This window comes from Cohnella pontilimi (genome assembly GCF_005049045.1).
GTDB lineage: Bacteria > Bacillota > Bacilli > Paenibacillales > Paenibacillaceae > Cohnella > Cohnella pontilimi.
Window position 1 is genome coordinate 392,817 of record NZ_SUPK01000004.1, and the last position, 26,453, is coordinate 419,269.

Below are 26,453 nucleotides of genomic sequence, written 5' to 3' on the forward strand. Positions count from 1 at the left end.
AGCAAAAAGACCCGATCTTTGCGAACGGGTCTGCATGGTTTTATGTCGTTACTCCGGCTGCGTCTTCTTCAGATAGGCGCGCCATGTAATGCACCATTCCTTCGGATTGTCCAAGCTGGAATGGTCGATCCGGTGCACGGTGCTGCGCGTAGGCGCATTTCGCACGATTTCCGGGCTCTCGTACGCTTCCTTCGAGATTTGCTCCAATGCATGAATATATTCGTCGAGGTCTTCCTTGGAGTAAGATTCCGTCGGCTCCAAAGTAAACGGCTGCGGAACGACGTACGGATGATGGCTGGTCCAGTAGTGCAAGCCGAAATCGCACATTCTGTGAGTGACGTCTTCTGTCGTGACGCCGGTTTCCTGTGTCATTTGCTCCCAGCTGTAGCGAACCTGCTCCAGGCGGTTGCCCTTTACGTAAGGAGCGGATGCGCCGCGAATTTGCAATATTTTATGATACAAGTAGTTGTTGTTGAGTACGGCCGTATGCGCCACTTCAAGCAAACCTTCCGCGCCGAGAGCGCGAATCCAGGCATACGCGCGCAGCACCGTTTGCGCCACGCCGTGGAAAATGCGCACCTTGCCGATGCTAAGGCCGCCCGTCCGCTTCAGCGAGTATACGCCTTCTTCCGCCTCGACGACCGGGCCGGGCAAGAACGGGATCAACTCGCTTACGACGCCAAGCGCGCCGGTCGCCGGCCCGCCGCACATATGCGGTGCCGCGAACGTTTTGTGCAGGTTGAAGAAGCACATGTCGAAGCCCGCTTCCTTCGCCCGCGTCACGCCGAGCAGCCCGTTCGCGTTCGCTTGGTCGTAATAGCACACGCCGCCCGCCGCATGGACGATATCGGTAAATTCCTTGATTTTCGGGTTGAAAATGCCGGTGTCTTCCGGATTGGCGACGACAAAGCCGGCCGTCCGGTCGGAAACGACTTTCTTAAGCGCCTCGATATCCGGGAAACCGTCCGCATCGGGATATAGCGTAATAATTTTGTAGCCTTTCACCGCCGCGGTCGCCGCTTGAGAAGGATGAGAGAAAATCGTCGTAATGATTTCGTCCCGCTTCGCGCCTTCTCCCCGAGACTCGTGATACTTGCGGACGATCGAAGCCATCGTGAGAAGCGCCTGCGTACCGCTGCTCGGCTGGAACGAAAATTTGTCCATCCCGGAAATTTCACGCATCGCCAGGTCAAGCTTATAGAACACTTCCAGAATGCCCTGCACATGGCTGACGTCCTGCAGCGGATGAAGCTCAGTCAGCTTCGGCGTGCGGATCATCATTTCGTTGACGCGTGGAATGTATTTCATCGTACAGGTGCCCTGCCCGATTTCCACATTAAAGTCGGAGCCCATCGTCTCCTGCGAGAGGCGCAGGTAATGGCGCAGCACCTTCGCCTGACCGATCTCAGGCAGCTTCGGCGCATCCGTCCGGCGCATCGAGGCCGGAATCGCGGATACGCCATCGCCTACAGCCGCTCCGATCGCCGCTTCGGCCTTGGGGACCTGTACGCCCCGTTCCCCTTCTTGATGCAGCTCGAAAATAACCGGTTCATCCCATTTCGCCTGATGGAAATTTCTCACTTTACTTTCTCTGCGAATGCGCTTCATACGGACACCGATCCTTTCGCCGATCCTGTCGCACATAAGGAAATCGCGCTAATGAGCCGTTCAATTTGTTCCTGCGTGTGCACTTCCGTCACACAATATAGCGCGGACTCGCCAAGTTCCGGGAATTCGCCGGACAAGTCTTTGCCGCCTTGGATGCCGACCGCAAGGAGTTCTTCGTGAATGTCCGCGACTTTCTTGCCCGTGCCGGTAAAATCGACGACGAATTCTTTAAAGAACGGAGATTGGAATCGAACGCTCACACCTTCAATTTTCGAAAGCAGCTGCGCCGTATATTGCGATTTTTGCATGATCGTCTGCCCCAGCTCCTGCATGCCGTGCGGTCCGAGCAGCGCCAAATATACGCCGGCCGTAATGCCCCACAACGCCGTCTGGGTGCCGACGGATTCTTTACCTTTCTCGCGCAAGGCGAAAGAAGTGCGTTCGTAAGCGACGTCGCCGAAGCCGTATTCACCTTCGACGATCGTCGGCGCGATCCCGAACAGACGTGAAGGATATTCCATGACGAATTTCTCCTCGTCTCGAGTCGCGATAAATCCGGCTTGGCCGCCGCCGTAGTTCATATGCATACCAAGCGGCTGCAGCTCGCCGCAGACGATATCCGCGCCATATTGACTCGGCGGCTTCAGCACGCCGAGCGAGCTCGGATCGACGCCGACGACGCACAGCGCGCCCGCTTCGTGCGCAAGGTCCGCAATCTGCTGCCCTTGCGACTCGATGATGCCGAGGAATGTCGGATTTTCGAAATAAACGGCCGCCACATCGCCGTTCAGCTTGGTTTGCAGGTCGGCCAAGTCGAGTTCTCCCGTCGCCCCGTTATAATTTACGAGGGTGTAGGACAAGTCTGGCGTAATATAATTCGCGATGATCATCAACTTGTCGGCATCGATATTTTGTGGAAGCAGGACGCGGTTTCTTCCCGTAATGCGGGCCGCCATCCGCAGCGAGGTCGAGGCCGCCTGCGGCCAGTCGAACGTCGGAACGTTGACGACGTCCATATCCACAAGCTCCGCCATCAAGCTTTGGTATTCGAACAGCGCCTGGAACCGGCCGTGATCTTCATAGGGCTCGCCTGCATAAGCGGTTACAAATTCGGAGCGCTGGTTGACCTCGTCGCACACCGCCGGGATAAAATGCGGCCAGCAGCCTGCCCCGAGAAAGCTCGCAACTTCCCTTGTGCTCGTGTTTTTGGTCAGCATCCCGTCCACATACCGGGTCAGCTCATACTCGCCGAGCGCCGGCGGCAGATCCATCTTCCGGTTCAGCTTTAGCGAATCGGGAATAATATTGTACAAGTCTTCCACGCGCTGCACACCGATCTCGTCCAGCATTTGCCGCTGTACGTCCGGCACCGTATTCGGAATATACGGATGGACTTGCTTTCTATCGTTCATACTCATATCGAAATTCCTCCTTGTGAGAGATTTTAAGCCAAGCCGCCGCCGTCCACGACAAGCACGCTGCCTGTCACCCAAGCGGACAGATCGCTGGCCAGGAACAGCACGGCTCCGGCGATATCGCGCGGCGTACCCAACCGCTCCAGCGGGCGCCCCGAGGCCGAGGACACGAGGAATTTGCCCTCTTCCTGCCCGAGTTGCTTCGCTTCGTCACGCAATAGCGGCGTATCCGTATCGCCAGGACATACGCAGTTGACCCGAATATTGTCGGGCCCATGATCGATCGCCATTGCCTTCGTGAGATTGACGACGCCCGCCTTAGCCGCACAATATGCGGCGGCTTTGTCGCCGCCCTTTAGTCCCCAGCCGGAGCCGGTGTTGACGATGCTTCCGCCCCCGCTCCGAGCCATGTAAGGAATCATATATTTGGAAAGCAAGTATGCGCCTTTCAGCGAGACGTCGATGACGAGATCCCATTCTTTCTCTTCCAGTTCAACGACCGTTTTCCGGCGAATGACGCCCGCATTGTTGAACAAAATGTCAATTCGGCCGTGGTCGTTCATCACCGCTTCGGCAGTCGTCCGGCAATCCTCGGCGGATGTGACGTTGCACTTGTAGAACGACGCCTTGCCGCCCGTTTCCCTGATGGCAGCCGCAGCCGCATGTCCTTGCGACTCGTTAATGTCGAGGAGCATGACGTTCGCTCCGAACTCGGCAAGCATCGTGGCCGTCGCAAAGCCGATGCCCGAAGCTCCTCCCGTCACAACGGCTGCCTTTCCCGTCAAATTGAGTGCGTCGAATGTTTTGTTCATTTAGCCATCACCGCTCCTTTGTTCGCTAATGCGATGGGTGAAATCATTTCTTTATTGTAAGGCGTAATCGCGAATGCGAAGCGGAACGGTTCCGCTTTAAGCGCATAAGGTTCTAGCTGGGCGGGACCGCAGCTGTTGCTGCCGAGCCCGTTTTGCCGGTAATCCAGATGCAGGGTGATCGTCTCCCTCGGCGCGAGCTCCGAATGGTGCTTCGCCTGCTCAAAGTCTTCCGGAGCATAGCGGTGCGCGGAAAACTCAAGCTTCGGTTGGCCTTGGGCCAACAGTCCGATTCCGCGAACGTTCGTCAGCGATACCCATGCGACGTCCGTGCGATTCCCGTTGTCCTGGGGATAGGGGTACGGCGTATACAGCTCGTCGACGGAAGCTTGGTAAAGCCCGATCGCGTTAGCACGTTTGCTATCACTGTAGCTTTCGCCGGGTCCTCTGCCGTACCAATTCACGCGGTGCAGACTGCCCGGCAGCTCCATGCGGAGGCCGATTCTCGGCAGCATGCGTGGGAGCGTTCCGGGGCCGTCAGGGGCACCGTCGACCTCAATGCGTACTTCGCCGTTTCCGGAAATCGTATATAAATACGTACAGCGGAACCCATAATCGTGAACCGGCGGGGCGATCCGCACTGCAGCCCTAACGGTTAGGGACGATGCGGACGTCTGATCCCATTCGACCCGTTCCACCCGGCACTGCAGCTTGTCGAGATGCGCTTTGCGCCATTCTTCGACGATGTACATATCGTTATCGATCGGCGCGCGCCAGAAGCTCAGCTTCGGACCTTTGCCTTCCGCGATAACATCCGTCCCTTCGTATTGCCACGAACGGATCGTCCCTTTCAGCAGGTCGAAGCGAAGCTCGAACTGCGAGCCGGCAACGGTCAGCTCATGTCCCGAGACGGCGCAAGTCACCGGCTCTTTTGCCGTTGCATCCTTTGGAGCGGAAGCCGCCCTTGACGGCAATCGGAACTGCGCCGTCCCCACTTCATGGCCCCGCTTCGCCCACGGGACGTCTTTGTTCAAACAGTAGCTCAGCGTTAGCTGACAGTCGGCATACGCTCCTATGGTCCGCGCTCGGGCCGCAAGCGGAAGCTCGATCGCCGCTTTCCCTTTCGCCGGCACATACGGCAGCGCCATGGAACCGCTGTCCAGCAGCTTCCCGTCACCATAAACCGACCAGATCAGCTCGAGCCCGTCAAGCGAAATAAAATCGTATAAGTTCGTGATTGCGAGCAGTCCGCGGTCCAAATCAACCGCTTCCGTTTCGACCGGCTCAATGACCTTCTTATATTCCAGCAGCCCCGGCGATGGCGTGCGATCCGGAAAGACGAGCCCGTCCAAGCAAAAGTTTGAATTGTTCGGCACGTCGCCGAAATCGCCGCCGTACGCATAGTACGACTTACCATCTGCGGACTCCATCTTCAGCCCGTGATCGATCCACTCCCATACAAATCCGCCTTGCAGCCGCTTATGTTTGCGGAACGTGGCTTGATACTCCGTCAATCCGCCCGGGCCGTTGCCCATCGCATGCGCATACTCGCAAATCAGATGCGGTTTTGTATACGCCTCTTCCTCCGCGATCGCCGTAAGCTTCTCAATCGACGAATACATCGTGCTGCATACATCGACCGCCTTCAGCTCGCGGTCCTCTTCGTAATGAATCAGGCGGGTGGGATCGTTCGCCCTGCACCAATCCGCCATCGCCATAAAATTGCAGCCGAAGCCGGACTCGTTGCCGAGCGACCAGAAAATAATGCTCGGATGATTTTTGTCACGCTCCACCATCCGTTCCACGCGGTCGATGTAGGCTTCTTTCCATTCTGGATCGTCGCTGATCCTGCTAATGTTACCTAACGGTTCGAAACCATGGGTTTCCAAATCGGCCTCGTCCATGACATACAAGCCGTATTCGTCGCAAAGGTCGTAAAACCGCGGATCGTTCGGGTAATGCGCCGTCCGCACGGCGTTAATGTTATGCCGTTTCATCAGCAGCACGTCCTGCAGCATCGTCTCGTACGGAGCAATGCGGCCCAGCTCCGGATGGTGGTCGTGCCGGTTGACGCCCTGCAGCATGATGGCGACCCCGTTTACGTAGAAGTTGCCGTCTTTCACCTCGATTTGACGGAAGCCGACGCGCTGCGGAACGATTTCTACCGCTTGTCCGTCAGGTCCCGTAAGCGAAAGCACTAATCGGTAAAGCTGCGGATCCTCCGCCGACCATAACCGCGGATTCGGCACGTCGAGCCGCAGCTCGACCGCTTGTTCCGTGCCGCCCGACACCGTCACGTTGTCCTCCTTCATGAGGCCGATAACGGCATCGCCCGTACCGTCGAGCAGTTGCGCATTCAGCGTATATCCGATCGCTGTTTCCGGCAGCAAGTTGCCGACGCACGCCTTAATCGAAAGCGAACCGTGCGTCATGTCGTCTGTCAAAGTCGTCCTTACCGTAAAGTCCCTTATTTGCACCTTCGGCCTTGCAAACAGGCTGACGTCGCGAAAAATGCCGCTAAGCCACCACATATCCTGGTCTTCCATATAGCTGCCGTCCGACCACTGTACGACGCGCACCGCGAGCACATTCCCGCCTAGGTGGACGAACGAGGTGATGTCGAATTCGGACGGCAGCCGACTGCCCTGGCTGTATCCGACCTCTTGCCCATTTACCCAAACGTGGAACGCGCTGTCCACACCTTCGAACCGAAGCACGATTTGCCTGCCGTCCCATTTTTGCGGAATGTTGAACGATTTTCGGTAGCAACCTGTCGGATTATCCGACGGCAAGTATGGGGGGTTTACCGGGAACGGATAATGCAAATCCGTGTAATGAGGCTTTCCATATCCTTGCAGCTGCCACATTCCGGGCACTTCCACCCGGTCCCAGCCGCTGTCGTCGTAATGTTCCTGATCGAAGCCGTCCGGAGCGTTCGCCGGATTATCCGCATAGGCAAATTTCCATGTCCCGTTCAAAAGACGAAACCAAGGCGAGTTGCCTCTCTCGAAAGTGAGCGCATCTTCCTTGGTTGCATAGGAGTGGAAGTAGGAGCGCCCTTTCATCCGGTTTCGCTGCAGCACGCGCAAGTTCTCCCAATCATGAGGTTGGGGCTGAATCACTGTAGTCACGACATCACTCCATGCCTTTATAGATATCGAATTGAACGTAATCGCATTAAAAACGCTTTCATTATAAACCGATTAGACCAGCTAAAGAACGGCATTCTGACGGCATTTATGTGCCAAATTGTCGGTTAGAACGCCCTGTTCGCCCGATTCAAGTGCTCTTTTGTTCGGCGGTATCCGTCCTTTTGTTCGCGAGGTATTAGCTTGGAGTCATGCCCGTGAAGCTTGAGAAAGCATAATGAAACGAAAGCATGGCGGCCTAAGCAGGCCGCCATGCCTCTTATAAATGTGAGATCGCTTCCTGTGTTGTCCATACAGCGCTGGCAAATGCTTTGTAATTGGTAACTGCAGCTAGGAAATCCCTTTCACTCGTCGCTGCTGTGGCATCATATACAACCGCGGTTTCGAACCCGTTTTCGATTAAATGCCTCATATGTGACTCTACACAGATGTTGGAAAGTACACCTGCAAGAATCGTCTTTTCTTTTCTATGTTGTCTTAATTGGTAGACCAAATCGTTGGTTTGTGGGCTCGCAACTTTGTGCGGAGTCGCAACGATTGTTCTCCTATCAAAGATGTAAGGTTTGAAAGAAGGAACGAAATCAGCTCCTGGAGACGGTGGTGTGTACGCATTTGCCACTTGATACATTCTAAGGCTAAGTAACATTTTTTGTTCATTTCCGGTAAATTGCCAGCCAAAATCATGAGGGTATAAATAATGAGGGGACATGAAAAGCTGATACCCCTTATTCAGTGCAGTCCTCATGAGTAGTTCAAGGTTGTGTACCGTGTTGTTTTGCTCAATTGTCTGCTTTGTCAGATGATAGCCTTTCCCCCCAGGGCTCAAGAAATCATTTTGCGGGTCTGTGATTACAATAGCGGTATTCATGGGGTGTGGATTAAAAGACAAAAAGCAACCCCCCTCGCACTTATCCTTACATATTCTTTATGAAGCAACGTTACGAAACATGAAAAAAAAAGGATCCACCGTACGGATCAATTCCGTCGGGGATCCTTTTTGGAGAAGCCCGGATTTACAAGGAAATAAAATATTCGCCCAGCAGCGTGCGGAACACTTTCGGCCACGCCAGCTGCTCAAATTCGGCGCGGTCGATCCAGCGGTAAGAATCGCCATCCGACGGGGGCTGCCCCGCCATCTCCGCCGACCACAACTTCACGTACCAGTGCAGGTGCGTGAACACATGCTCGGCATCGGCGATGTGCCCAATCGGCCGGACCGCGAGGCCGTCCGCGGCCAGCGCGCCGGCGAGCCAGTCCGATGCGGCTGCCGGCGTGGCCCATACCGGCTCGTTCGGCGCCTCGACGTGAGGCACCTCCCACATCCGCGCGAGCAAGCCTTCGGCCGGCCGCTGCCTCACCAACACCTGCCCTGCACGCTCACCGGTACCCTCTATCAGCACCGCCAACCGGTACACCGGCTTCGGCGCCTTCGCTTTCGTCTTCACCGGCAATTCCCGCTCTCGCCCGGCGATCCGCCCCGCGCATTGCTCCATGACCGGGCAGGACAGGCAGCCCGGAGACCGCGGCGTGCAGACCAGCGCGCCTAACTCCATCAGCGCCTGGTTAAAATCGCCCGCGTGTCCTTCCGGAATAAGCTCGGCCGCCAGCTTCTCCATCTTCACCCGCACAGCAGGCCGGGCAATGTCGTCGTCCAGATTGAAGAAGCGCGACAGCGCACGCATCACGTTGCCGTCCACCGCCGGTTCCGGCTCGTTAAACGCGATGCTCAGAATGGCGCCCGCGGTGTACGGACCGACGCCTTTCAAAGCGGAAACCGCCGATTTCTCTTGCGGCACCCGGCCTCCATGCAGCTCCGTCACCTGTCTGGCGGCCGCCTGCAAATTACGGGCTCGGGAATAATAGCCGAGCCCTTCCCAAGCTTTGAGCACATCGGCTTCCGGCGCCGCGGCGAGATCCCCGATCGTCGGAAACCGCTCCATAAAACGGTGGAAATACGGAATGACCGTGTCGACGCGCGTCTGCTGGAGCATGATTTCCGACACCCAAATGTGATAAGGATCCCGGCTCCGGCGCCACGGCAAATCCCGCCGCTCCCTTGTATACCAGCCCAGCAGCTCGTAGCCGAAGAAACGTTTTCTGTCCGCTTCCTTCATCTTGTTCAAGCCTCCTCCGCCGGGTCCGCGCAAGCCGATGCGATTTCGAGCGCCTGCTTCCGGTAACGGCTGGGAGTCAGACCTGTGTGCGCTTTGAACATTCTGGAGAAATAATAAATTTGCATGCCGATCCGGGCGGCAACGTCGGACACGTTGATTTCGGGCATCATAAGAAGTGACTTGGCGATTTCCATTCGGCGGTGATTCACATACTGGATCGGTGAATGCCCGAGCAGCGACTTGAAGAACATGATGAAATAGTTCGGATGCAAAAAGACTTGGCGCGCCAAATCTTCAACGGTGATGTTATCCGCCAAATGTTCGTCGATGTACTGAAGCACGACGTCGATTTTTTGCAGCTCTTGTGTAGGAGCCGCTCCTTGCCCTTCCGGCGGAAGGTGTTCCAAATACACACTGAGCAGCTCCAGCATCAGCGCTTTCACCCGAAGATTGGAAGTCGGCTTCGCCGCCGCCATTTGCTCAATCAATCGGTCGAAAAGGGACGAGACCTCCGCTTTGCCGCCGACCTGGACCGTATACGGAAGATTCAGCGCCTTATAGATCTCCCGATCTCCGTAGCTCGTGTGAAAATGGCACCATTGAACGTTCAGCACCTCACCGGGATTGACCGCTATCCGATGCGGCGTTCCGGCCAGCAAGATCCCTAAAATGCCGGGAACCAGTTCTTCCTCGCGCCCCTTGATCCAGATTCTTCCCCTGCCGGAGCGGATGTACAGGAAACGGCTCTTGTCATATACCGTCTCCCTCGGTTTCAGCGGAACCGATCCGATTTCGGTCTCGCCGGCCGCGGCCACCTCAATCTGCATCTGTTCGAAGTGCTTCAGCAATAAAGTAAGATAAGTCGTTGTCATGTCGTTCTCCAATAGGCATCCCGGATCGCCTGTCTCCGGCAATCCGGGATGTAAGTTCACTCTATTCGTTCTACAACAGCGGTCGCTGCTGCCATTGTCCGTTCGTGGGTGATGGCCACCAGAATCTTATGATTCGCACCCGCCGCTCCAAGACGGGACCAGGCGGCGTCCGTCACAACGCAGGCTGGCTTCCCCGCCGCATCCGGCAATATTTCGATGTCCCGAAAGCCGACCGCCGCGCCGATGCCGCAGCCAAGCGCCTTCACGACCGCCTCTTTGGCCGCGAACCTCCCGGCGAGAAACTCCAATGCGCGGCGTGAAGGCAGTGCCGCCCACCGCGCTTTCTCCCGTTCCGTGAGCACCCTGTCCGCGAAGCGGGCGCCGCCCGTCGGCTGTTCCACAATCCGTGCCACCCGCTCCAGCTCTACCATGTCCAACCCGATTCCGATGATCATACCGTGATAATGGATAGGAATCCGGTCAAATGCCCGGGATCGGTTTACGTTTGTGCTGGGTTCGGCGGTAGTGCTTTTCGAGCTTTTCGCGGGCGGCGGGGTCGATCTCCTTGCCTTCCAGGTAATCGCTGTTTTCGTCATAACTGACGCCCAATTCGGCTTCGTCCGTCTGTCCTTCCCACAAGCCGGCGGTGGGCGCTTTGTCGATAATCGAGGCCGGCACGCCCAGCGCACGGGCGATTTGACGAATTTGCCGTTTGTTCAAGCTGCTCAGAGGCGTAATGTCGACGGCTCCGTCGCCCCATTTGGTGAAAAAGCCCGTCAGCGCTTCGGAAGCGTGATCCGTGCCGACGACCAGAAGGTTCATATCGAAAGCGAGCGCATATTGCACCACCATGCGCATGCGTGCTTTGACATTGCCTTTGCCTCCGCGGCTGATATCACGAGGAATGGCCATCTCGCGAAAAGCTTTCTCCGTTTCGGCAGCAACGGCGTCCACCGCGTCCTTGATGTTCGTCTCCACCTTGTGGGTGAAGCCGAACGCCTCGGCAACTGCGTAGCTATGGGCGATATCTTCCTGCTGGCCGTACGGCTGAAAGACGCCCAGCGTGAGATGTTCCGTGCCTGTTTCCTGAGTCAACTCGTCCGTCGCTCTTTTGCACAGCCCCGCGGCCACCGCGCTGTCGATGCCTCCGCTGATCGCGATGAGCAGTCCGGCGGCGCCGGCTTCCTTCACATAGTCCTTCAGAAATTGAACCCGGCGGGCGATTTCCTCTTCCACATCAACCCGCGGCTTCACGCCCAGCTCTGCGATAATTTGCTGCTGCAGACTCATCGGACATCCCTCCAAACGACGTTTTCCACTCTAATAAAATAACCCGGCGGTTCGGCCTTCGAACCCCCGGGAATGGCGGATGTTACCGGCAGTGGCGGTCGAAGGCGGCCGTTAGGTCGGCGGCGATTTCTTGGGCGCTGCGGTTTTCAATTTGGTGACGCTCGATGAAATGAACGAGTTCGCCGTCCTTCATGAGCGCGATCGATGGAGACGACGGCGGATACGGTGCGAAATACTCGCGCGCCTTGGCCGTTGCTTCCTTATCTTGGCCTGCGAACACCGTGAACAGGTGATCCGGGGTCACGTCGTTTTGCAGCGCCAGGGCAACGCCCGGACGAGCTTGGCCGGCCGCGCATCCGCACACCGAATTGACGACGACGAGCGCCGTGCCTTTGGCGTCCGGAAGCTTCGCTTCCACATCCTCCGGCGATTTCAGTTCTGCAATCCCGAGCTGGGTCAGTTCGTCCCGCATCGGCTGAATCATATCCAGCATATATCTTTCGAAAGACATCGACATGAACAGTGCCTCGCTTTCCGTTATGCAATAAATTCGGCGATTGGCCGTTGTTCAATTATTATAACGCGACTCCCATCAGAAAGAAAACCCCGACGGTCGTCAGGGTTCGTCCATTACTTCCGGTATCGGAAAATAGAGATCGTCCGGGTCGTCCGTTCCGTCGAAAACCCGATAATCACCGGACTGCGCAGCCGTGAACTCCGGTTCGTCCGCCGCGGACGTTTGCAGGGTCGGGTGCATGAAGACTCCCGCCTGCGGCCGGATTCCCCGCTCGAACAGCTCCCGGTTTTCCCGCGTTCGAAACCCGATGTCCTTGTACGGATGCACCCACTGCTCGCCCGCCATCACGTCCGGATCGGTGTCATCGGTCCAACGCTCCAACGGAGATTCCTTCGAAGCGTAGTCATGATCGCCGATCACCACTCCTTGTTCGTTCACGAACGGCTTTTCGGGGCCCCGGCCTTCCCGGAATTCGGACTTGAATTCGATTTCGTAAGGATCCAGATCGGAGTCATCCCTCCCCGGTGCGGGTCGAACCCCTTCATAGGAGCCTCTCGGCTGGCTGGATGAGGAAGGGCCTTGCGGCAGTGTGGGCATGGAAGCATCCTCCTTGCTGGCTCATTCTTCCTCGGCGGCGTTCCGCATGTCCGCGTATGTCGGACCGGTTGGGTTCACCCGCCTAAGCTGGAAGGGTCGACCTTATTGTATCCCGCGCCCCGCCCGATATCCGCATGAATTTACCAACATTTTCGTCCCGGCTTGCAAAACGTCACGATAAACGCGGTACCCTCGCCCACTTTGGACTCCACTTCAATTTTCGCGTTATGCCTTTCCACAATGCTCAAACAGAGCGCCAGACCCAGACCGGTGCCGTTCGTTTTCGTCGTGTAAAACGGCTCGAATAACCGCTCGAGCTGCTCCTTCGGAATACCGACTCCTTGGTCGACCACGCGCAGCTGTACCGAATTTTCGTCATTCACGGTTTCGATCCGCAAAGCTCCTTTATCGTTCATGGCCTCCATTCCGTTGCGCGCCAAATTCAGCACCAGCTGCTTGATCTCCTTGTCGTTCAGCAGAAGCCGCTCCATGTGCGGACTCAGACGCATGTCGATCGTTTGCCCCCGCATGTTCGCATCCGCCCACAGAAGCGGAGTCAGCTCGCCAAGCACCTCGTTCAAGTCGCACGATTCCCTCTCGACGATGCGGTTTTGGGCCAGCGACAGGAAATCGTTTATGATGCTGTTGGCTCGGTCGAGTTCTTCCAGTACAAGGTGAAAATACGATTGCTGCTCCGTGGGGCTGCGTTCATTAAGCAGCTGGATGAAGCCGCGGATTACCGCCATCGGATTGCGGATTTCGTGGGTGATGCTCGCCGCCATTTGGCCAACAAGACTGAGCCTTTCCATGCGCCCGACTTCATCCTTGAGCTGCTGCAATTCTGTGACGTCTTGGCACGTGAACAACACGCCATCGATCTGGTTTCCCCACCCTTTAATGACGCTCGTGACGGTATAACAGCTTTTCGCCCCAAAATGCATCATTTCGACGACCCGTTCCTCGCCCTGAAAGATGCGCTCGATCGGGGAGGGGGGATTGAATCCGAATAACTGCTGCAAGCGCACGTAATGCTGATACAAAATGTCCTTGAGGCTCATGGGAGCGATCAGCCGGAGCGCTTCCTCATTCAAGTGCGTAACGTGACCGCCGGAATCGAAAATCATGACGACGAGCGGCGCTTGATCGATAAACTGCTGAAGCCGCGTCATTTCGCCGCGATATTTTAAAGACACATCCTTCAGCTCTTGCTGCAGCCTGACCCGCTCCAATGCCAACTCCATAAAATAGATGCACGAGATCCAAGCCAGGAAAAAAACGCCGCAGTAGACGAGACGGATGACCATTCCGTTCCAGAATACTTCGATGTTCGAGCCGTTCATGAAAAAGGAAGCGAAGTGATAAAACCCGAAAAATAGTCCGTACAACAGTAAAGAAACTTGAAACCGGCGATTTTTCGACCATTTGAGAAACGAGAAAGAATAACGAAGGAGGAGAGGTACGAAGACGGAGAGATAACAGGCCAGGAGCAGCAGATCCGGCAGCTTCATGCCTTGCATGAAACGCATCGCGGCATACATCACGCTCAAAGCCGCCGCAATGACCGGTCCGCCATACAAGGATCCGATCATGTAAGGGATATGGCGCAAATCAAAGCGGAAGCCTTGCTCCAAGTTGACCGAGACGTACATATTCATGACCATCGAAATGCCGCAAACCACCGCAAGGAAAAGCGATACGCGCGTACTGCGGCCTGGACGGTCATACCATACGACAAACAAGAATACCGGCAATAGCGTGATCAAGATCTGCAGCAGCGTTTCTTTCCACACACCGGGGCCTCCCGAGTTTCGAATGGATCTCACGGGAAAATCTAAACAAACTAACTAAATTAAAGCACATCTTTCTAAGCCTGACAAATTTGATGCCGTCGGCCGCAGCGGATAAAATAGAATCAAAAACCGGCGCGATACGGGAAGGTGCGGGAATAGCGGATGAAATGGGATGTCATCGTGATCGGCGGGGGTCCGTCCGGACTCATGGCGAGCATTGCGGCCAGTGCTCAGGGCTCCAAGGTGCTGCTCGTGGATAAAGGCAACAAGCTGGGGAGAAAGCTGGGCATTTCCGGCGGAGGCCGATGCAACGTCACGAACAACAAGGATTTGGATGACTTGATCCGCCATATTCCGGGCAACGGACGGTTTTTATACAGCGCATTGTCCAGGTTCGGGAACCGGGATATTATTGCGTTTTTCGAGAATTTGGGCATCCCGCTGAAAGAAGAGGATCACGGCCGCATGTTCCCGGTGACCGACAAAGCCAAAACCGTCGTGGACGCGCTGGTCGCCCAAGTGCGGCGGCAAGGCGTGGAAATCCGGGAAAATAGTCCGGTGGCGGAAGTGATATACGAAAATGGGCGGGCGGCCGGGGCTCGGCTGCAATCGGGCGAAACGCTCGATTCCCGCTGTGTCGTCGTGGCGGCGGGAGGCAAATCCGTTCCGCAAACCGGATCCACGGGTGACGGGTACCCTTGGGCCGAAGCGGCCGGGCATACGATCACCGACCTGTACCCGACAGAAGTGCCCATTACGTCGGACGAGCCGTGGATTCGAAACCGGGAGCTGCAGGGGCTGTCGCTGAGGGACGTGAAGCTGTCCGTGCTGGATGGGCGCGGCAAAACGGTCGTCTCCCATCGCGGCGACATGATCTTCACACACTTCGGCTTGTCCGGTCCGGCCGCCTTGCGGTGCAGCGGTTTTGTCGTGCGGACCAGGCGGGATGGCAAAGGACCGGCGGCGGTGGCGATTGACTGGTTTCCGGACGTGTCAGGGGACGAACTGCTGGCGGAATGGGCGGAGCTGGCCCGTTCGGAGCCGCGGAAAGCATTGAAAACGATTCTGCGGCTGAAGCTGCCGGAGCGTGCCGTTCCGCTGATGCTGCGGCTCGCCGGAGCGGACGGAGACACGGCGGTCGCCGGCGTGTCGAAAGCGGTGTGGCAGAAGCTCGCCGATTTGTGCAAGTCGCTGCGCGTATCTGCTTCCGGCACGCTGTCGATCGAGGAAGCGTTCATCACCGGCGGCGGCGTCAACGTCCGGGAGATCGATCCGCGGACGATGGAGTCGAAGAGGATGCCGGGGCTGTTTTTCTGCGGCGAAGTTTTGGACATTCACGGCTATACCGGGGGCTTCAACATCACGGCCGCATTCGCCACGGGCCACACGGCCGGCACGGCGGCAGCCGAGTCCGCGCAGGCGTCGGGCAGCTGAGTGCGCATGAAGAAACCCGCCAGCTCGTCGGCTAAGCGGGTTTCTTCATGCAGGTTATTTCGCGTCGAAGCGGTCATATGGCGCGTCGTTCGCCGGGAATGCCTCGGCTCCGGTGTTTGCAGCAATCGGCGGTTCGTCTTCGGCGTAGCGTTCTTCCCAATCTTCGTTCACGGTATGGGCCGGAATCGGGATGGTGTCCATCCGGTAGGCGTCGTCCAGGATGGACGTCACTTCGGCGGGTGCCCGGTCGACAAGCTGGCCGCCGTAGCACTGCATAATTTCCAGCGCCGACGTCAAATCCTCGCTGCGCACATGAATGTGCAGCCGGTTACCGCCGTGCATCTGCGGTTCATATCCCAATTCGTCCAGCGTGTCCGCCGCCTGCCGCGTGTCCTCTTCGCCGCGAAACTCCATCATCAGTCCGTCGTGGTTCATCGGAAATCAGCTCCGTTCGTCGATGGATTTTTTTCTGCCGGATAGGATTCCCTCGATTGGAAGCAGCCTATGCGTCATTCGCGCCGCGGCACACTCCCACTACCTGCTTACCCTTGAACGAACGGAAATTCACGGTTGGACTTCCCGCCGCTCATCGCTTCGTGCCGAGCACCTTTAACGTCGCATTCTCAATCATATTCCATGGGAGAATGTGCTTGGCCGCGAGCATTCTTTTTTCTCCGGAACCCGGCAAGTAGCGCAGCTTGGGCTTGGCGTCGGACAACGCCCGGAAAATCGCGGCCGCCACCTGGTCCGGGTCGCCTCCACCCGCCGCGGTACGTTGGATTATGGGCAGAAGTTTCGCATACAGCGCGGCATAAGGAGAGTCCGGCTTCACAGGCGGCAGGCTGTCCAAGCTTTTGCGCCATATCGACGTCTTGTAAGACCCGGGCTCGATCACACTCACCCAAAGGCCGAATCCCGCAAGCTCTAGCCGAAGCGATTCTGCCAGTCCCTCAAGCGCATGCTTTGAAGCTGCGTAAGGCGCCATGCCAGGAAATCCGATCCGGCCGCTCACGCTGCCGACCATGACGATTCTGCCCCCGCCGGTTTGGCGCATCAGCGGCAAGCATTCCCGCGTCACCGCCACCACGCCGAACAGGTTCGTCTCGAACTGTTCCCGCCAAACGGACAGCGGAATATCTTCCACGAAGCCGCCGGCGGCGAAACCCGCATTGTTCACCAGCGCATCCAGCCGGCCGGCCTCTTCCGCCACCACCCGAACCGCTTCGCGAATTTGCTCCTCGTCCGTCACGTCCATCCGGATCGGGCGGATCCGCGCTTCCAGCCCCGCAGCCGCAGCTTCTTGCATCAGTTCCCCGCTTCGGCTCAAATCCCGGAATCCGGCGTACACCGTCCATCCTTTGCCGCCAAGCATCAGTGCCGTCCGCATGCCGAAGCCGCTCGACGCTCCCGTGACAAGCGCCACTTTCGCACCTTGCACCATGTCCCGCCTCCCCTTACGTCCGTCTCACTTTCCATCCATTCTACTGTCGCTCTACGTTACTTAATTCCGTAAGCTCCCCCGTTTCCCTGCTCTCTCTATAGTAGCTCTCCGTTACTTAAATCCCCTCGTGGTCCCGCTACCCCATCACAATAGTAGCTCTCCGCTACTTAAATCCCCTCGTTGCCCCGCTACCCCATCACAATAGTAGCTCTCCGCTACTTATTCCCACCCGTTTCCCCTGCGCCCCCATCACAATAGTAGCTCTCCGCTACTAAATCCCCTCGCCACCCCGTCTCGCAAAAGAGCCTCCGAGCGGAGGTTTCCACGCCCGGAAGCTCTTATTTTCATCCAAATGTAGTTCTGTTACCCAGCCTAATAATCACCATCCGCACATTACCTTCAACGCACCCAAAGACGTTATTGCGGGTGTCAAGAGGGCGCAGCGCCTCGGAATCCCCCTTCCGGGGAAGGGGGACTTAGGGGGTTGGCGAAATCCCTGACTTAGGGGGTTGGCGAAATCCCTGACTTAGGGGGTTGGCGATATCCCTGACTTAGGGGGTTGGCGATATCCCTGACTTAGGGGGTTGGCGAAAAATGGAACATCCCCTAATTTCGGAACGCCAATAACGCTTGGTTCAACAACGATGTTTGCGTATATACGTTTTGATAAATGCGGAACAATTCCTCGTAACGCTTCACGGAAGCCGGATCCGGCTTGTAAGTGCGAGATCTTCGGACGAATGCTTGTGCACACTCCCCCAAGCTTGGGAACCAGCCGCAGCCGACCGCTGCCAGCATGGCGGCGCCAAGCCCCGGACCTTGCTCATTCTCCAGCGCCACCACTTCAGCGTTGAATATATCCGCTTGCATCTGCAGCCAGACCGGATTTTTCGCGCCGCCCCCGATCGAGATGATCGTGTCGACGGATTTGCCTGCGGCCCGGAACAGATCCACCGATTCGTTCAGCGAGAAGGTGATCCCCTCCATCACCGCTCTGGCGAAATGCTCCCGCTTGTGGCTTCCGTCCATGCCGATGAAGCTGGCGCGGATCACGGAGTCGGCATGTGGGGTCCGCTCCCCGACCAAATACGGCGTAAACAGCAGACCCCCTGATCCGACAGGCACCTCTCCTACACCGGCCAGCAGGGAATCATACGATTCGCCCGAAGCAAACGTGTTCCGGAACCAGCCCAGCGAATATCCCGCCGCCAGTGTAACGCCCATCGCATAGAAGGCATCCGGTTTGCCGTGATTAAAGAAATGCACCTTGCCCCGGTAATCAGCATCTGCATCGTCTTCATACGTCAAAATGACACCGGACGTTCCGATGCTGCAAAGGGTGAGTCCAGGCGACAGGATGCCGGCCCCGATCGCACCACACGCATTATCCGCGCCGCCGGCGAAAACTCTCGTATTCGGAGAGAGCCCTGTGGCCGACGCCGCATCCGCGGATAACGTGCCGACCTCGCCGCCGGCTTCAATCAGCGGAGGACAAAATTCATCGGACAGCCCGAACGCTTCCATTACGTCCTTGCTCCACTTCCGCCCCGCCACGTCCAGAAGCAGCGTCCCCGCCGCATCGGACAAATCCATATGAATCTCGCCGGTGAGGCGATATCGCAAATAATCTTTCGGCAGCAAGAAGCGTCTTGCCGCCTCGAAAGTCTGGGGCTCGTGCCGCCGAACCCACAAAATCTTCGGCAGCGTAAAGCCTTCGAGCGCGGGATTTCGGGTCACCTTCAGCAGCTTGTCGCCCAGCGTCCGCTCAATCTCCCGGCATTGCTCAGTGGTACGGGTATCGTTCCATAATATCGCCCGCCTCACCGGCCGGTTGCCTTCATCGAGCAGCACAAGCCCGTGCATTTGCCCGGAAAAGCTGATTCCTTCGATATCCTCGGCATTCACGCCGGACTGCCGCACCAGCTCTTGGAGCGACTCCGTTGCGCCTTTCACCCAGTCCTCCGGCTCCTGCTCACTCCAACCCGATTTCTCATGATAAAGCGGATATTCGCGGGTCGCTTCCGCGCGAACCATGCCGTCACGGTCGACAAGCAGCGTCTTCACCGCGCTGGTGCCGAGATCCACTCCGATGACATATTTCATCCGAAAAGCCTCCTCACCCGATCAGACGCTGAAAATAACCTCGTTTAACGTAGCCTTCAACTGCTCGAGACGCCCGGATTCGTTCTTGATCGGGTTATTCTGCAGCGCATAAGCCTCAATCGATTTCAGCGTCGCTTTGCCGGACACGATCTCGGCGCCGATGCCTTCGCGGAAGCTGCGATAGCGGTGTTCGAGCAGGTCGTCGAGCACGCGTTCTTCGATCAGCTTCGCCGCCGCCTTCAAGCCGCGGGCATAGGAGTCCATCCCTGCAATGTGCGCATAGAACAAATCCTCGTCTTCGAAGGAGGACCGCCGTACTTTCGCATCGAAGTTCACGCCGCCCCGTCCGAAGCCGCCGTTTTGGAGCACCTCGTACATGGCAAGCGTCGAGGTGTACAGGTCCGTCGGGAATTCATCTGTGTCCCAGCCGAGCAGCAAATCGCCCTGGTTCGCGTCGATCGAGCCCAGCACGCCGTTGATGCGCGCGACGCGAAGCTCATGCTCGAACGTGTGTCCGGCCAATGTCGCATGGTTGGCTTCGATGTTGAGCTTGAAGTACGGCTTCAGATCGTAATTTTGCAAAAATGCCAGCGCCGTGGCCGCATCGAAATCATACTGGTGCTTGGTCGGCTCCTTCGGCTTCGGTTCGATGAGGAATTGGGCGTCGAAGCCGATCTCTTTAGCGTAATCGACCGCCATATGCAGAAGACGCGCGAGATTGTCCAGCTCCAGCTTCATATCCGTGTTCAGCAGCGATTCGTAGCCTTCGCGGCCGCCCCAGAACACGTAATTTTCCGCGCCCAGCTCTTTGCCGACCTCAAGACCTTTTTTGATGGTAGCCGCGGCATATGCGAAAACTTCCGCGTTGTTGGTCGTGCCTGCGCCATGCACATAACGGGGATTCGTGAACAGGTTAACCGTGTTCCACAGCAGTTTTTTGCCGGTGGATTTCATGTTCTCTTTCAGGAGGGACACGATGATGTCCAGGTTTTTGTTCGTTTCGGCCAGCGTAGCGCCTTCCGGAGCCACATCTACGTCATGGAAGCAGTAAAAAGGAATATTCAATTTGTCCATCAATTCGAAATTCGCTTCCACACGCGCCTTCGCCTTGTCGAGCGGAGACAGTGAATCCCAGCTGCGCACCGCCGTGCCGACGCCGAACGGGTCGGAACCCGATGCCACATAGGTATGCCAGTAAGCGACGGCAAAGCGTAAATGCTCCTCCATCGTTTTGCCGAGCACCATCTCCTGCGGGTTATAGTGCTTGAAGGCGAACGGGTTTTTGGAGTTGCGTCCTTCGTAGGCGATTTTCGGAACGTTGTTGAACATGCTCATTTCATTTCCTCCTTGAAAGCGTTTTAACTTTACAGATGTGTTGAGCATATCACGCCGTAACTTAGTTTGTCTATCCAATAAACTAAGTTTCAACCATGTCTTTATGCTATGATGAAATTACCCTAATCAAGAGGAGTTCGCACAAGGGAATGACAACCACTCCAACTGGCGACCAGGCCTTGATCAAGCGAATCAACACGGCCATCGTGCTCGAAACGATTTTGCGGGGAGCGCCGCTCTCCCGCGCAGCCATATCCGAACGCTCCGGTCTCAACAAAGCGACGGTGTCCAGCCTCGTGCAGGATTTGATCGACGGCTCGCTGGTGCGGGAAATCGGAACCGGCGCATCCAGCGGCGGACGCAAGCCCGTGATGCTGGAGTTCATTGCCGACGCGGGCCACGCGGTCGGGATCGATCTGGGCGTCAACTATATCCGCGGGGTGTTAACGGACCTGCGGGGTACCGTCGTCGCAGAACGGACTTTGCCGCTCAAACGGCTCGAGCCCGAACCGGTCACCGGCGAATTGTTTCGCTGCATTGACTCGCTGATTTCGGATGCCCCTCCTTCCGCTTATGGAATCGCCGGGATCGGAGTCGGCGTGCCCGGACTCGTGGATGAGGCCGGATCGGTGCTGTTTGCGCCGAATTTGAAATGGCGGGGCGTCCCGCTGCGAAGGTTGTTGGACGGCCGGTACGGCCTGCCCGTCACGATCGACAACGAAGCCAATGCCGGCGCGCTGGGCGAGCAAATTTTCGGAGCCGGCCGCCGTATCGATAATCTGGTCTACGTCAGTGTCGGCATCGGCATCGGAACGGGACTCATTTTGCACAAAAAGCTGTATAAAGGGGCTTCCGGCTTCTCCGGCGAAATGGGCCATCTCTCCGTGAACGCATTCGGTGAACCCTGCAGCTGCGGGAATCGGGGCTGCTGGGAAATGTACGCCTCGGAGCGGGCGCTGCTGGAGAAGGCGAGTGCGCTCGGCTACGAGGAACTCGAGGCACTGCTCGCCGCGGCGGAAGCAGGGCGCGAGGATGTGCTGGGGCTGCTGGAGGAGATCGGCGAATTTCTCGGCATCGGCATCGCCAACATCGTGAATGTGTTCAACCCCGACGCTGTCGTCATCGGCAACCGGATGAGCATGGCCCGCCCTTGGATTGAAACGTCTTTGCGGCGCACCGTCGTACAGCGCACACTCGGCTTCCATCTGCGCAATGTGCAGCTCCTGTTCGCCGAGCTCGGCGAAAGATCCGCGATGCTGGGTGCCGCCCAAATGGCCATCGCCGGCTTCTTCGACCGGCTGAAGGCAAGCACTTCATAAAGAAATTCAGCCCGCAGCTTCGAGCGCATTCGAGCCGAACCCCCTTTATCTACCATAAATCAACAAACTATTATATAATAATATAAGCATTCAAAATCGACACAGGCACCGGGAAATGAGGGGACAAGCTGTGAGCGAACAAGGCACGACGACGGAATTGGCAGAAATGGCGGAGCTGCTGAAGCTGCTGGGAGATCCGATTCGGCTGTCCATTTTGGCACTGCTGCAAGAGCAGGAATTGTCCGTGACCGATTTGACGAGGCTGACCGGAGCGACTCAGCCGAACACGAGCCAGCATCTGAGGAAATTGCGCAGCGCGGGATTGATTCGGGAGACGAAACGTGGTCAATGGGTGTACTATTCGCTTAACTTGCAAGACTACCCGGATTTGCGGATTTTTTTGTCCCAGCTGCCCGGACGAGAGAGTCGCCGGGAGCAATTATCCCAGCTTGCATGACGAAGAGCCTCATCCCGACGAAGGGATGGGGCTCTTTTCATCAGCGTGCTGCCCGCTCTTATTTCCGTTCGTGCGGTCCGCCGAAACCACGATTGCCGTGAGCACCTTTCGCGTTCACCATTTTTGCTGCCATTTTAGACAGTTCCGCGATCCGTTCGTCCGCCTCTGTCTGCGAAATCTTTCCGGCTTTCACCGCTTCTTGGATTGAAGCTTTCATCGCGGCGACCTGGGCGTCGATCACTTTCTGAACGTCTACGCCTTTCTCCTTGGCGATGTCGGCGATCGATTTGTCGGAAGCGAGTGCCTGTTTAAGTTCCTCCGCCGTGATGCCGAGCGCCTTGGCGACTTCCGTGAAATCATTCTTCACGAACACTTTGAAGCCGCCTTCCTTCCCCGCAAATGCGCTGCCCTTCGAGTCAATCATGCCGTCTAAGTGGTCGGCGAAAGTTTTCTTCTGCTCTTCAAGCTTTTTGTTGAACGAGTCGGTCAGCGCATTCTTCAGTGCATCCCGGCTTACCCCTTGCGCTTCCGCAATTTGGGCGAGTGTTTGTCCGGCATCCAGCTTGCTTTGCAACGTTTGCTCGTCCAACTTCAGCAGATCGAGCACCTCTTGCTCCATGAAACCGAAGCGGGATTTGACGACAAGTGCGTCCCGCTCCTTCAATTCCGTATGTGCAATCTTGACTTTGCCTGTGGCAGCTGCACCACCGACGATTCCAGACGCGGCGTTCGCGCTGAGCGGGATCATCACGGCCAGCGCTGCCGTCACGCCGATCGCCTTCACAACCTTTTTCATTTCACAGCCTCCTTTTGTTCCTATGTACTGCAATATCATTCTCATCAGATTACCTTAAAAAGGGCTGAAACCGGGCTTAAAAGCCGTTAAAAGTTTCCAGCCCGCGAAAAATTGCGCATTGATCAAGACTAGCAACAGGCGTACTATAAGGTTCTTAATGTATTTATTTCGACAAAAGGAGACCAATAGAATCCATGAATTCACTTTCCCGCTCCAAGTCGATCGTCCTCATCACGTTTCTGGTTCTGGTATGGGGCGTATCCTGGCCCATCTATAAGATGGCTTTGGCCTATACACCTCCTCTCCTATTCGCCGCGATCCGTACGGTATTCGGAGGGTTGCTGATCGTCCTTTTCTATTTCAAAAAGCGAAATCTGATCCGCTGGAAGGAAAATTGGCCGGTCTACGTCATCTCCTCAATTTTTAACGTTGCTCTTTTTTACGGACTGCAGACGATCGGCTTACTCTATGTGCCTTCCGGATTGTTCTCGGTTATTGTCTACCTTCAGCCGGTTTTGGTCGGGATTATGGCATGGATGTGGCTGGGAGAAACGATGAGCATCACCAAAATCGCGGGCCTGATCTTGGGCGTTGTCGGTGTCGCCGCTGTCAGCGCCGGCGGGATATCGGGACATGTCGCGGTGATCGGCATCGTGCTGGCGGTGATCACGGCGCTAAGCTGGGCGCTCGGCACTATATATGTGAAGAAAGTCAGCGGGCGTGTCGACTCTGTATGGCTTGTGGCCTTCCAATGCTTGATCGGCGGGCTGTTCCTGACCGGCGCCGGCTCGGCCACCGAAACTTGGTCCGAGATCGTATGGAACGCGCCCCTCTGGTCGGGACTAGTTTTCGGTACGATTCTCGGGATATCCGCTTCCTGGATGGTCTACATTACGCTGATCAACGCAGGCGACGCCAGCAAAGTCGCATCCTATACGTTCCTCGTCCCGCTGATCTCCGTTTTCAGCGGAACGCTGTTCCTGCATGAGCCGTTCACCATCTATCTGGTACTGGGACTTGTTCTGATCGCCGTCAGCATCTACATGGTGAACCGCAAATCGAAATCCGCCGTGGAGCAAGCCAAGATGGCGGCCTTGGTTGGGAAAGCCGGATGAGCGAACCCGGCCGCATTTCATTCCTTGTTGCAACTTACCAACTCGTTGTCACGTATTGGAAGTAGTTGGATTCATACGGGAGGGATCGGGTTGGCGGTAATGGTTTTGTTCTTCTTCTTGATATCCGTGCTGTTCTTTGTCTTGCACATCATGCTTTGCGTCTGGGCGTTCCGTGATTGCAGAAGAAGAGGCAAAAGCACGGAGATGGCTTTGGTCGTGATGGTCGCGATGTTTTTCTTCCCCGTAATGGGCTTGATCGTGTACCTTCTGATTCGGAATGAGTTGTAAACAAGCGAAAGGAGCTGCCGGTGCAGCTCCTTTGTTGATCTATGGAGTATTCTCTAGTGCAATTCATAAGAGGAGGTGCGACAACTTGGTTAAACGATTGCTCATGTATTCACTGATCAGCGTAGTCAGTTATTTTGCCGGAGTTTTTTGCTATCTTGGGGCTCTCCGACTGTTTTATGATCAAGGAATGGGTAGTGATATGAATTTGATTTGGGCTTGGATCGGATTTCCATACTTTTTCTTTGTCGTCCCCCTTTATGCCGGTATTATTCTGTTCTTAAGGGCGATTCGCCGCTATTCTCTTATTTTGCAAACAATTGTTTTCCTGATCCCCGGTTTTTTGGCGATGGGGGCGGCTTACTTCCCTTACGGACTGTATTTGCTGATGAATCCAATCTCTAAAGAGGCATCCTTGTTCTATTGCTGTTACACCGCGACAGCCATCCTATTCTCCTGCGGTTCCTGGTACACTGAAAAATGGTTGAAACCGTGATAGTTTTCCAGACTGCGCAGAAGCTCGATCCGGCTGCCGATTGTTGTGTGCGAAAATCACTACCCTCCAGCGCAACAGAAATAGCGGTTGCCGAAGCAACCGCCATCCGTTTTCAAACCAATCCATTGTTTTGAATGCTTATTCGGGTTTCTTTGCTTTAAACAATTCCCCCATCGCGCCCAGAGCCCCGAGTGTCTCGATTGCCCCCGATGGAATGAATACCTTGTTCGCCGGTCCTTTCGCGATTTCACCCAGCGCTTCGAAGGATTTGTACGCCAACACGTTTTCGTCCAAACCAGCCGCGCGAAGCTGCTCAATTCTGGCCCTCTCGGCTTCCGCCACAGTTTGAATCGCTTTTGCCTGACCCAGCGCTTCCAGTTCCTGCGCCTGACGAAAACCTTCCGCTTCACGTATCCGTGCTTCCTTGTCGCCTTCGGCTTTGAGAATCTTGCTTTGCTTGTCACCCTCCGCACGAAGGATCATATCTTGTTTGGCGGCTTCGGCTTCAAGTACGATCGCCCGCTTGCTGCGCTCAGCTTTCATTTGTTTGTCCATCGCTTCTTGAATGTCTGAAGGCGGCTTAATGTCGATAACTTCGACCCGCTCGATCCGTACGCCCCATTTCTCAGTCGCTTCGTCCAAGGCAATCCGGATCTCGGTTGATATTTTCTCGCGGCCGGACAACGTCTCATCCAACTCGAGCTTCCCGATGATTTGCCTCATCGTGGCCGTTGTAATGTTGCGAACTCCGGATACATAATCAGAGATGCCATAAGTGGCGTGTTCGGGAGCAACAATCTGGTAAAAAATGATCGTATCGATTTGTACTTGCACATTATCTTTCGTGATGACCGACTGGGGAGGCACGTGCGCTTGCTGGATGCGCAGATCGTGGTTGACCCGTACATGGTCAATAACCGGAATAAGGATATTCACACCAGGCTGAAGCAGACGGTTAAACTTACCGAGCCTTTCCACCACTCCGACTTTCTGCTGTGGTACGATTTTGATGGTGAGCGCTAGAAAAATGATAACGAGAGCAATAATTACGATAACAATAATTGTACCCATGAAATGAATCAGCCTCCTCTTTTTTCAACTTCCAACGTTGTCGTTCCTCTATCCACAACCAAAACGGCCTCGCCTTTTCGCAGAGTTTGCTTGGAGACCGCAGTCCAAGTTTCGCCTCCCACTTTTACGATGCCCGGCTTTCCCTCCTCCACGTATTCTTCAATGATTCCGTGTTTGCCAATAAGGTCGTCGATGGGATCCCGAAATCCTTTTGACTTTCTGAACACCCGGGTCAATCGCTTCGTAAACAAGGTGAGCAATAGCGCAATTACTGCCCCCGTAATCCCTTGAGCTGTAAACGAGCCGGGGATAACTAGCGCTATCACTCCTGCAGCGATCGCACCGATCGCAAGCCATAACAAATAAAAAGTCAAGGTCAACATTTCAGCAATGAACAAAAAGGCGCCTACAATGAACCAAATTGCCCAGCTTTCCATCAT

General features: G+C 56.1%; 25 protein-coding genes. 6 read left to right on the forward strand and 19 right to left on the reverse strand.

Going from position 1 to position 26,453, the window contains the following annotated elements; translation table 11 throughout:
• Nucleotides 1-48: 48 nt before the first annotated feature.
• From gcvPB to E5161_RS10620, 12 genes are all read right to left on the reverse strand, one after another.
• Nucleotides 49-1,608, reverse strand: coding sequence for an aminomethyl-transferring glycine dehydrogenase subunit GcvPB (gene gcvPB, locus E5161_RS10565; RefSeq protein ID WP_136777767.1), 1,560 nt, complete (start codon nt 1,606-1,608; stop codon nt 49-51).
• Complete coding sequence (gene gcvPA, locus E5161_RS10570) at nt 1,605-3,020, reverse strand: aminomethyl-transferring glycine dehydrogenase subunit GcvPA (protein ID WP_136777822.1); 1,416 nt, start codon at nt 3,018-3,020, stop codon at nt 1,605-1,607. Before gcvPA ends, gcvPB begins: the two co-directional genes overlap by 4 nt.
• A gap of 32 nt (nt 3,021-3,052) precedes the next feature.
• Nucleotides 3,053-3,835, reverse strand: a complete 783-nt coding sequence (locus E5161_RS10575; RefSeq protein ID WP_136777768.1) for an SDR family NAD(P)-dependent oxidoreductase — start codon at nt 3,833-3,835, stop codon at nt 3,053-3,055.
• Nucleotides 3,832-6,963 carry a beta-galactosidase subunit alpha gene (gene ebgA, locus E5161_RS10580; RefSeq protein WP_281279871.1) on the reverse strand — a complete coding sequence of 1,044 codons (3,132 nt, stop codon included), beginning with the start codon at nt 6,961-6,963 and terminating at the stop codon, nt 3,832-3,834. The genes E5161_RS10575 and ebgA overlap by 4 nt, the downstream gene beginning before the upstream one ends.
• Before the next feature lie 277 nt (nt 6,964-7,240).
• A complete protein-coding gene (locus E5161_RS10585) occupies nt 7,241-7,870 on the reverse strand; it encodes a cysteine hydrolase family protein (protein WP_136777769.1) in 630 nt (209 codons plus the stop codon).
• Between the two features lie 124 nt (nt 7,871-7,994).
• Nucleotides 7,995-9,095, reverse strand: coding sequence for an A/G-specific adenine glycosylase (gene mutY, locus E5161_RS10590; protein ID WP_136777770.1), 1,101 nt, complete (start codon nt 9,093-9,095; stop codon nt 7,995-7,997).
• A 5-nt stretch (nt 9,096-9,100) separates the two neighbouring features.
• Nucleotides 9,101-9,967: an AraC family transcriptional regulator gene (locus E5161_RS10595; protein ID WP_136777771.1), complete on the reverse strand. Its 867-nt coding sequence runs from the start codon at nt 9,965-9,967 to the stop codon at nt 9,101-9,103.
• A 56-nt stretch (nt 9,968-10,023) separates the two neighbouring features.
• Nucleotides 10,024-10,422, reverse strand: coding sequence for a holo-ACP synthase (gene acpS, locus E5161_RS10600; protein WP_136777772.1), 399 nt, complete (start codon nt 10,420-10,422; stop codon nt 10,024-10,026).
• A 25-nt stretch (nt 10,423-10,447) separates the two neighbouring features.
• Entirely contained in the window at nt 10,448-11,257 is an 810-nt protein-coding gene (gene nadE, locus E5161_RS10605; RefSeq protein ID WP_136777773.1) for an ammonia-dependent NAD(+) synthetase, read from the reverse strand.
• Nucleotides 11,258-11,339: 82 nt separating this feature from the next.
• Entirely contained in the window at nt 11,340-11,774 is a 435-nt protein-coding gene (locus E5161_RS10610; protein WP_136777774.1) for a BrxA/BrxB family bacilliredoxin, read from the reverse strand.
• A 99-nt stretch (nt 11,775-11,873) separates the two neighbouring features.
• A complete protein-coding gene (locus E5161_RS10615) occupies nt 11,874-12,371 on the reverse strand; it encodes a DUF3905 domain-containing protein (RefSeq protein WP_136777775.1) in 498 nt (165 codons plus the stop codon).
• 140 nt (nt 12,372-12,511) lie between these two features.
• Nucleotides 12,512-14,161, reverse strand: a complete 1,650-nt coding sequence (locus E5161_RS10620; protein ID WP_246042180.1) for an ATP-binding protein — start codon at nt 14,159-14,161, stop codon at nt 12,512-12,514.
• Nucleotides 14,162-14,323: 162 nt separating this feature from the next.
• Between E5161_RS10620 and E5161_RS10625 the strand changes: the two genes are divergently transcribed.
• Complete coding sequence (locus E5161_RS10625) at nt 14,324-15,595, forward strand: BaiN/RdsA family NAD(P)/FAD-dependent oxidoreductase (RefSeq protein ID WP_136777776.1); 1,272 nt, start codon at nt 14,324-14,326, stop codon at nt 15,593-15,595.
• 54 nt (nt 15,596-15,649) lie between these two features.
• Here the strand turns inward: E5161_RS10625 and E5161_RS10630 are convergent, their stop codons facing one another.
• The 4 genes from E5161_RS10630 to xylA form a co-directional block, all read right to left on the reverse strand.
• Nucleotides 15,650-16,030, reverse strand: a complete 381-nt coding sequence (locus tag E5161_RS10630; RefSeq protein ID WP_136777777.1) for a hypothetical protein — start codon at nt 16,028-16,030, stop codon at nt 15,650-15,652.
• 151 nt (nt 16,031-16,181) lie between these two features.
• Nucleotides 16,182-17,036: an SDR family oxidoreductase gene (locus E5161_RS10635; protein ID WP_136777778.1), complete on the reverse strand. Its 855-nt coding sequence runs from the start codon at nt 17,034-17,036 to the stop codon at nt 16,182-16,184.
• Between the two features lie 606 nt (nt 17,037-17,642).
• Entirely contained in the window at nt 17,643-19,139 is a 1,497-nt protein-coding gene (gene xylB / locus E5161_RS10640) for a xylulokinase (protein WP_136777779.1), read from the reverse strand.
• Nucleotides 19,140-19,160: 21 nt separating this feature from the next.
• Nucleotides 19,161-20,474, reverse strand: a complete 1,314-nt coding sequence (xylA, locus tag E5161_RS10645) for a xylose isomerase (RefSeq protein WP_136777780.1) — start codon at nt 20,472-20,474, stop codon at nt 19,161-19,163.
• 149 nt (nt 20,475-20,623) lie between these two features.
• Between xylA and E5161_RS10650 the strand changes: the two genes are divergently transcribed.
• Nucleotides 20,624-21,793, forward strand: a complete 1,170-nt coding sequence (locus E5161_RS10650) for an ROK family transcriptional regulator (RefSeq protein WP_136777781.1) — start codon at nt 20,624-20,626, stop codon at nt 21,791-21,793.
• 130 nt (nt 21,794-21,923) lie between these two features.
• On the forward strand, nt 21,924-22,250 hold the full coding sequence (locus tag E5161_RS10655; RefSeq protein WP_246042181.1) for an ArsR/SmtB family transcription factor: 327 nt from the start codon (nt 21,924-21,926) through the stop codon (nt 22,248-22,250).
• A 58-nt stretch (nt 22,251-22,308) separates the two neighbouring features.
• Here the strand turns inward: E5161_RS10655 and E5161_RS10660 are convergent, their stop codons facing one another.
• Nucleotides 22,309-23,046 (reverse strand): hypothetical protein, encoded by a 738-nt coding sequence (locus tag E5161_RS10660; RefSeq protein ID WP_136777783.1) that lies wholly within the window; start codon nt 23,044-23,046, stop codon nt 22,309-22,311.
• Nucleotides 23,047-23,240: 194 nt separating this feature from the next.
• On the opposite strand from E5161_RS10660, the gene E5161_RS10665 reads away from it, so the two are divergent.
• The 3 genes from E5161_RS10665 to E5161_RS10675 all read left to right on the forward strand — a co-directional run bounded on the left by E5161_RS10665 (nt 23,241) and on the right by E5161_RS10675 (nt 24,942).
• Nucleotides 23,241-24,161, forward strand: coding sequence for a DMT family transporter (locus E5161_RS10665; RefSeq protein ID WP_136777784.1), 921 nt, complete (start codon nt 23,241-23,243; stop codon nt 24,159-24,161).
• 99 nt (nt 24,162-24,260) lie between these two features.
• Nucleotides 24,261-24,449 carry a PLDc N-terminal domain-containing protein gene (locus E5161_RS10670; protein WP_136777825.1) on the forward strand — a complete coding sequence of 63 codons (189 nt, stop codon included), beginning with the start codon at nt 24,261-24,263 and terminating at the stop codon, nt 24,447-24,449.
• An 85-nt stretch (nt 24,450-24,534) separates the two neighbouring features.
• Entirely contained in the window at nt 24,535-24,942 is a 408-nt protein-coding gene (locus E5161_RS10675) for a hypothetical protein (protein ID WP_136777785.1), read from the forward strand.
• A gap of 138 nt (nt 24,943-25,080) precedes the next feature.
• On the opposite strand, the gene E5161_RS10680 is transcribed toward E5161_RS10675, so the two are convergent.
• Entirely contained in the window at nt 25,081-26,013 is a 933-nt protein-coding gene (locus tag E5161_RS10680) for an SPFH domain-containing protein (RefSeq protein WP_136777786.1), read from the reverse strand.
• Nucleotides 26,014-26,021: 8 nt separating this feature from the next.
• Nucleotides 26,022-26,450 carry an NfeD family protein gene (locus E5161_RS10685; protein ID WP_136777826.1) on the reverse strand — a complete coding sequence of 143 codons (429 nt, stop codon included), beginning with the start codon at nt 26,448-26,450 and terminating at the stop codon, nt 26,022-26,024.
• Nucleotides 26,451-26,453 lie beyond the last annotated feature (3 nt).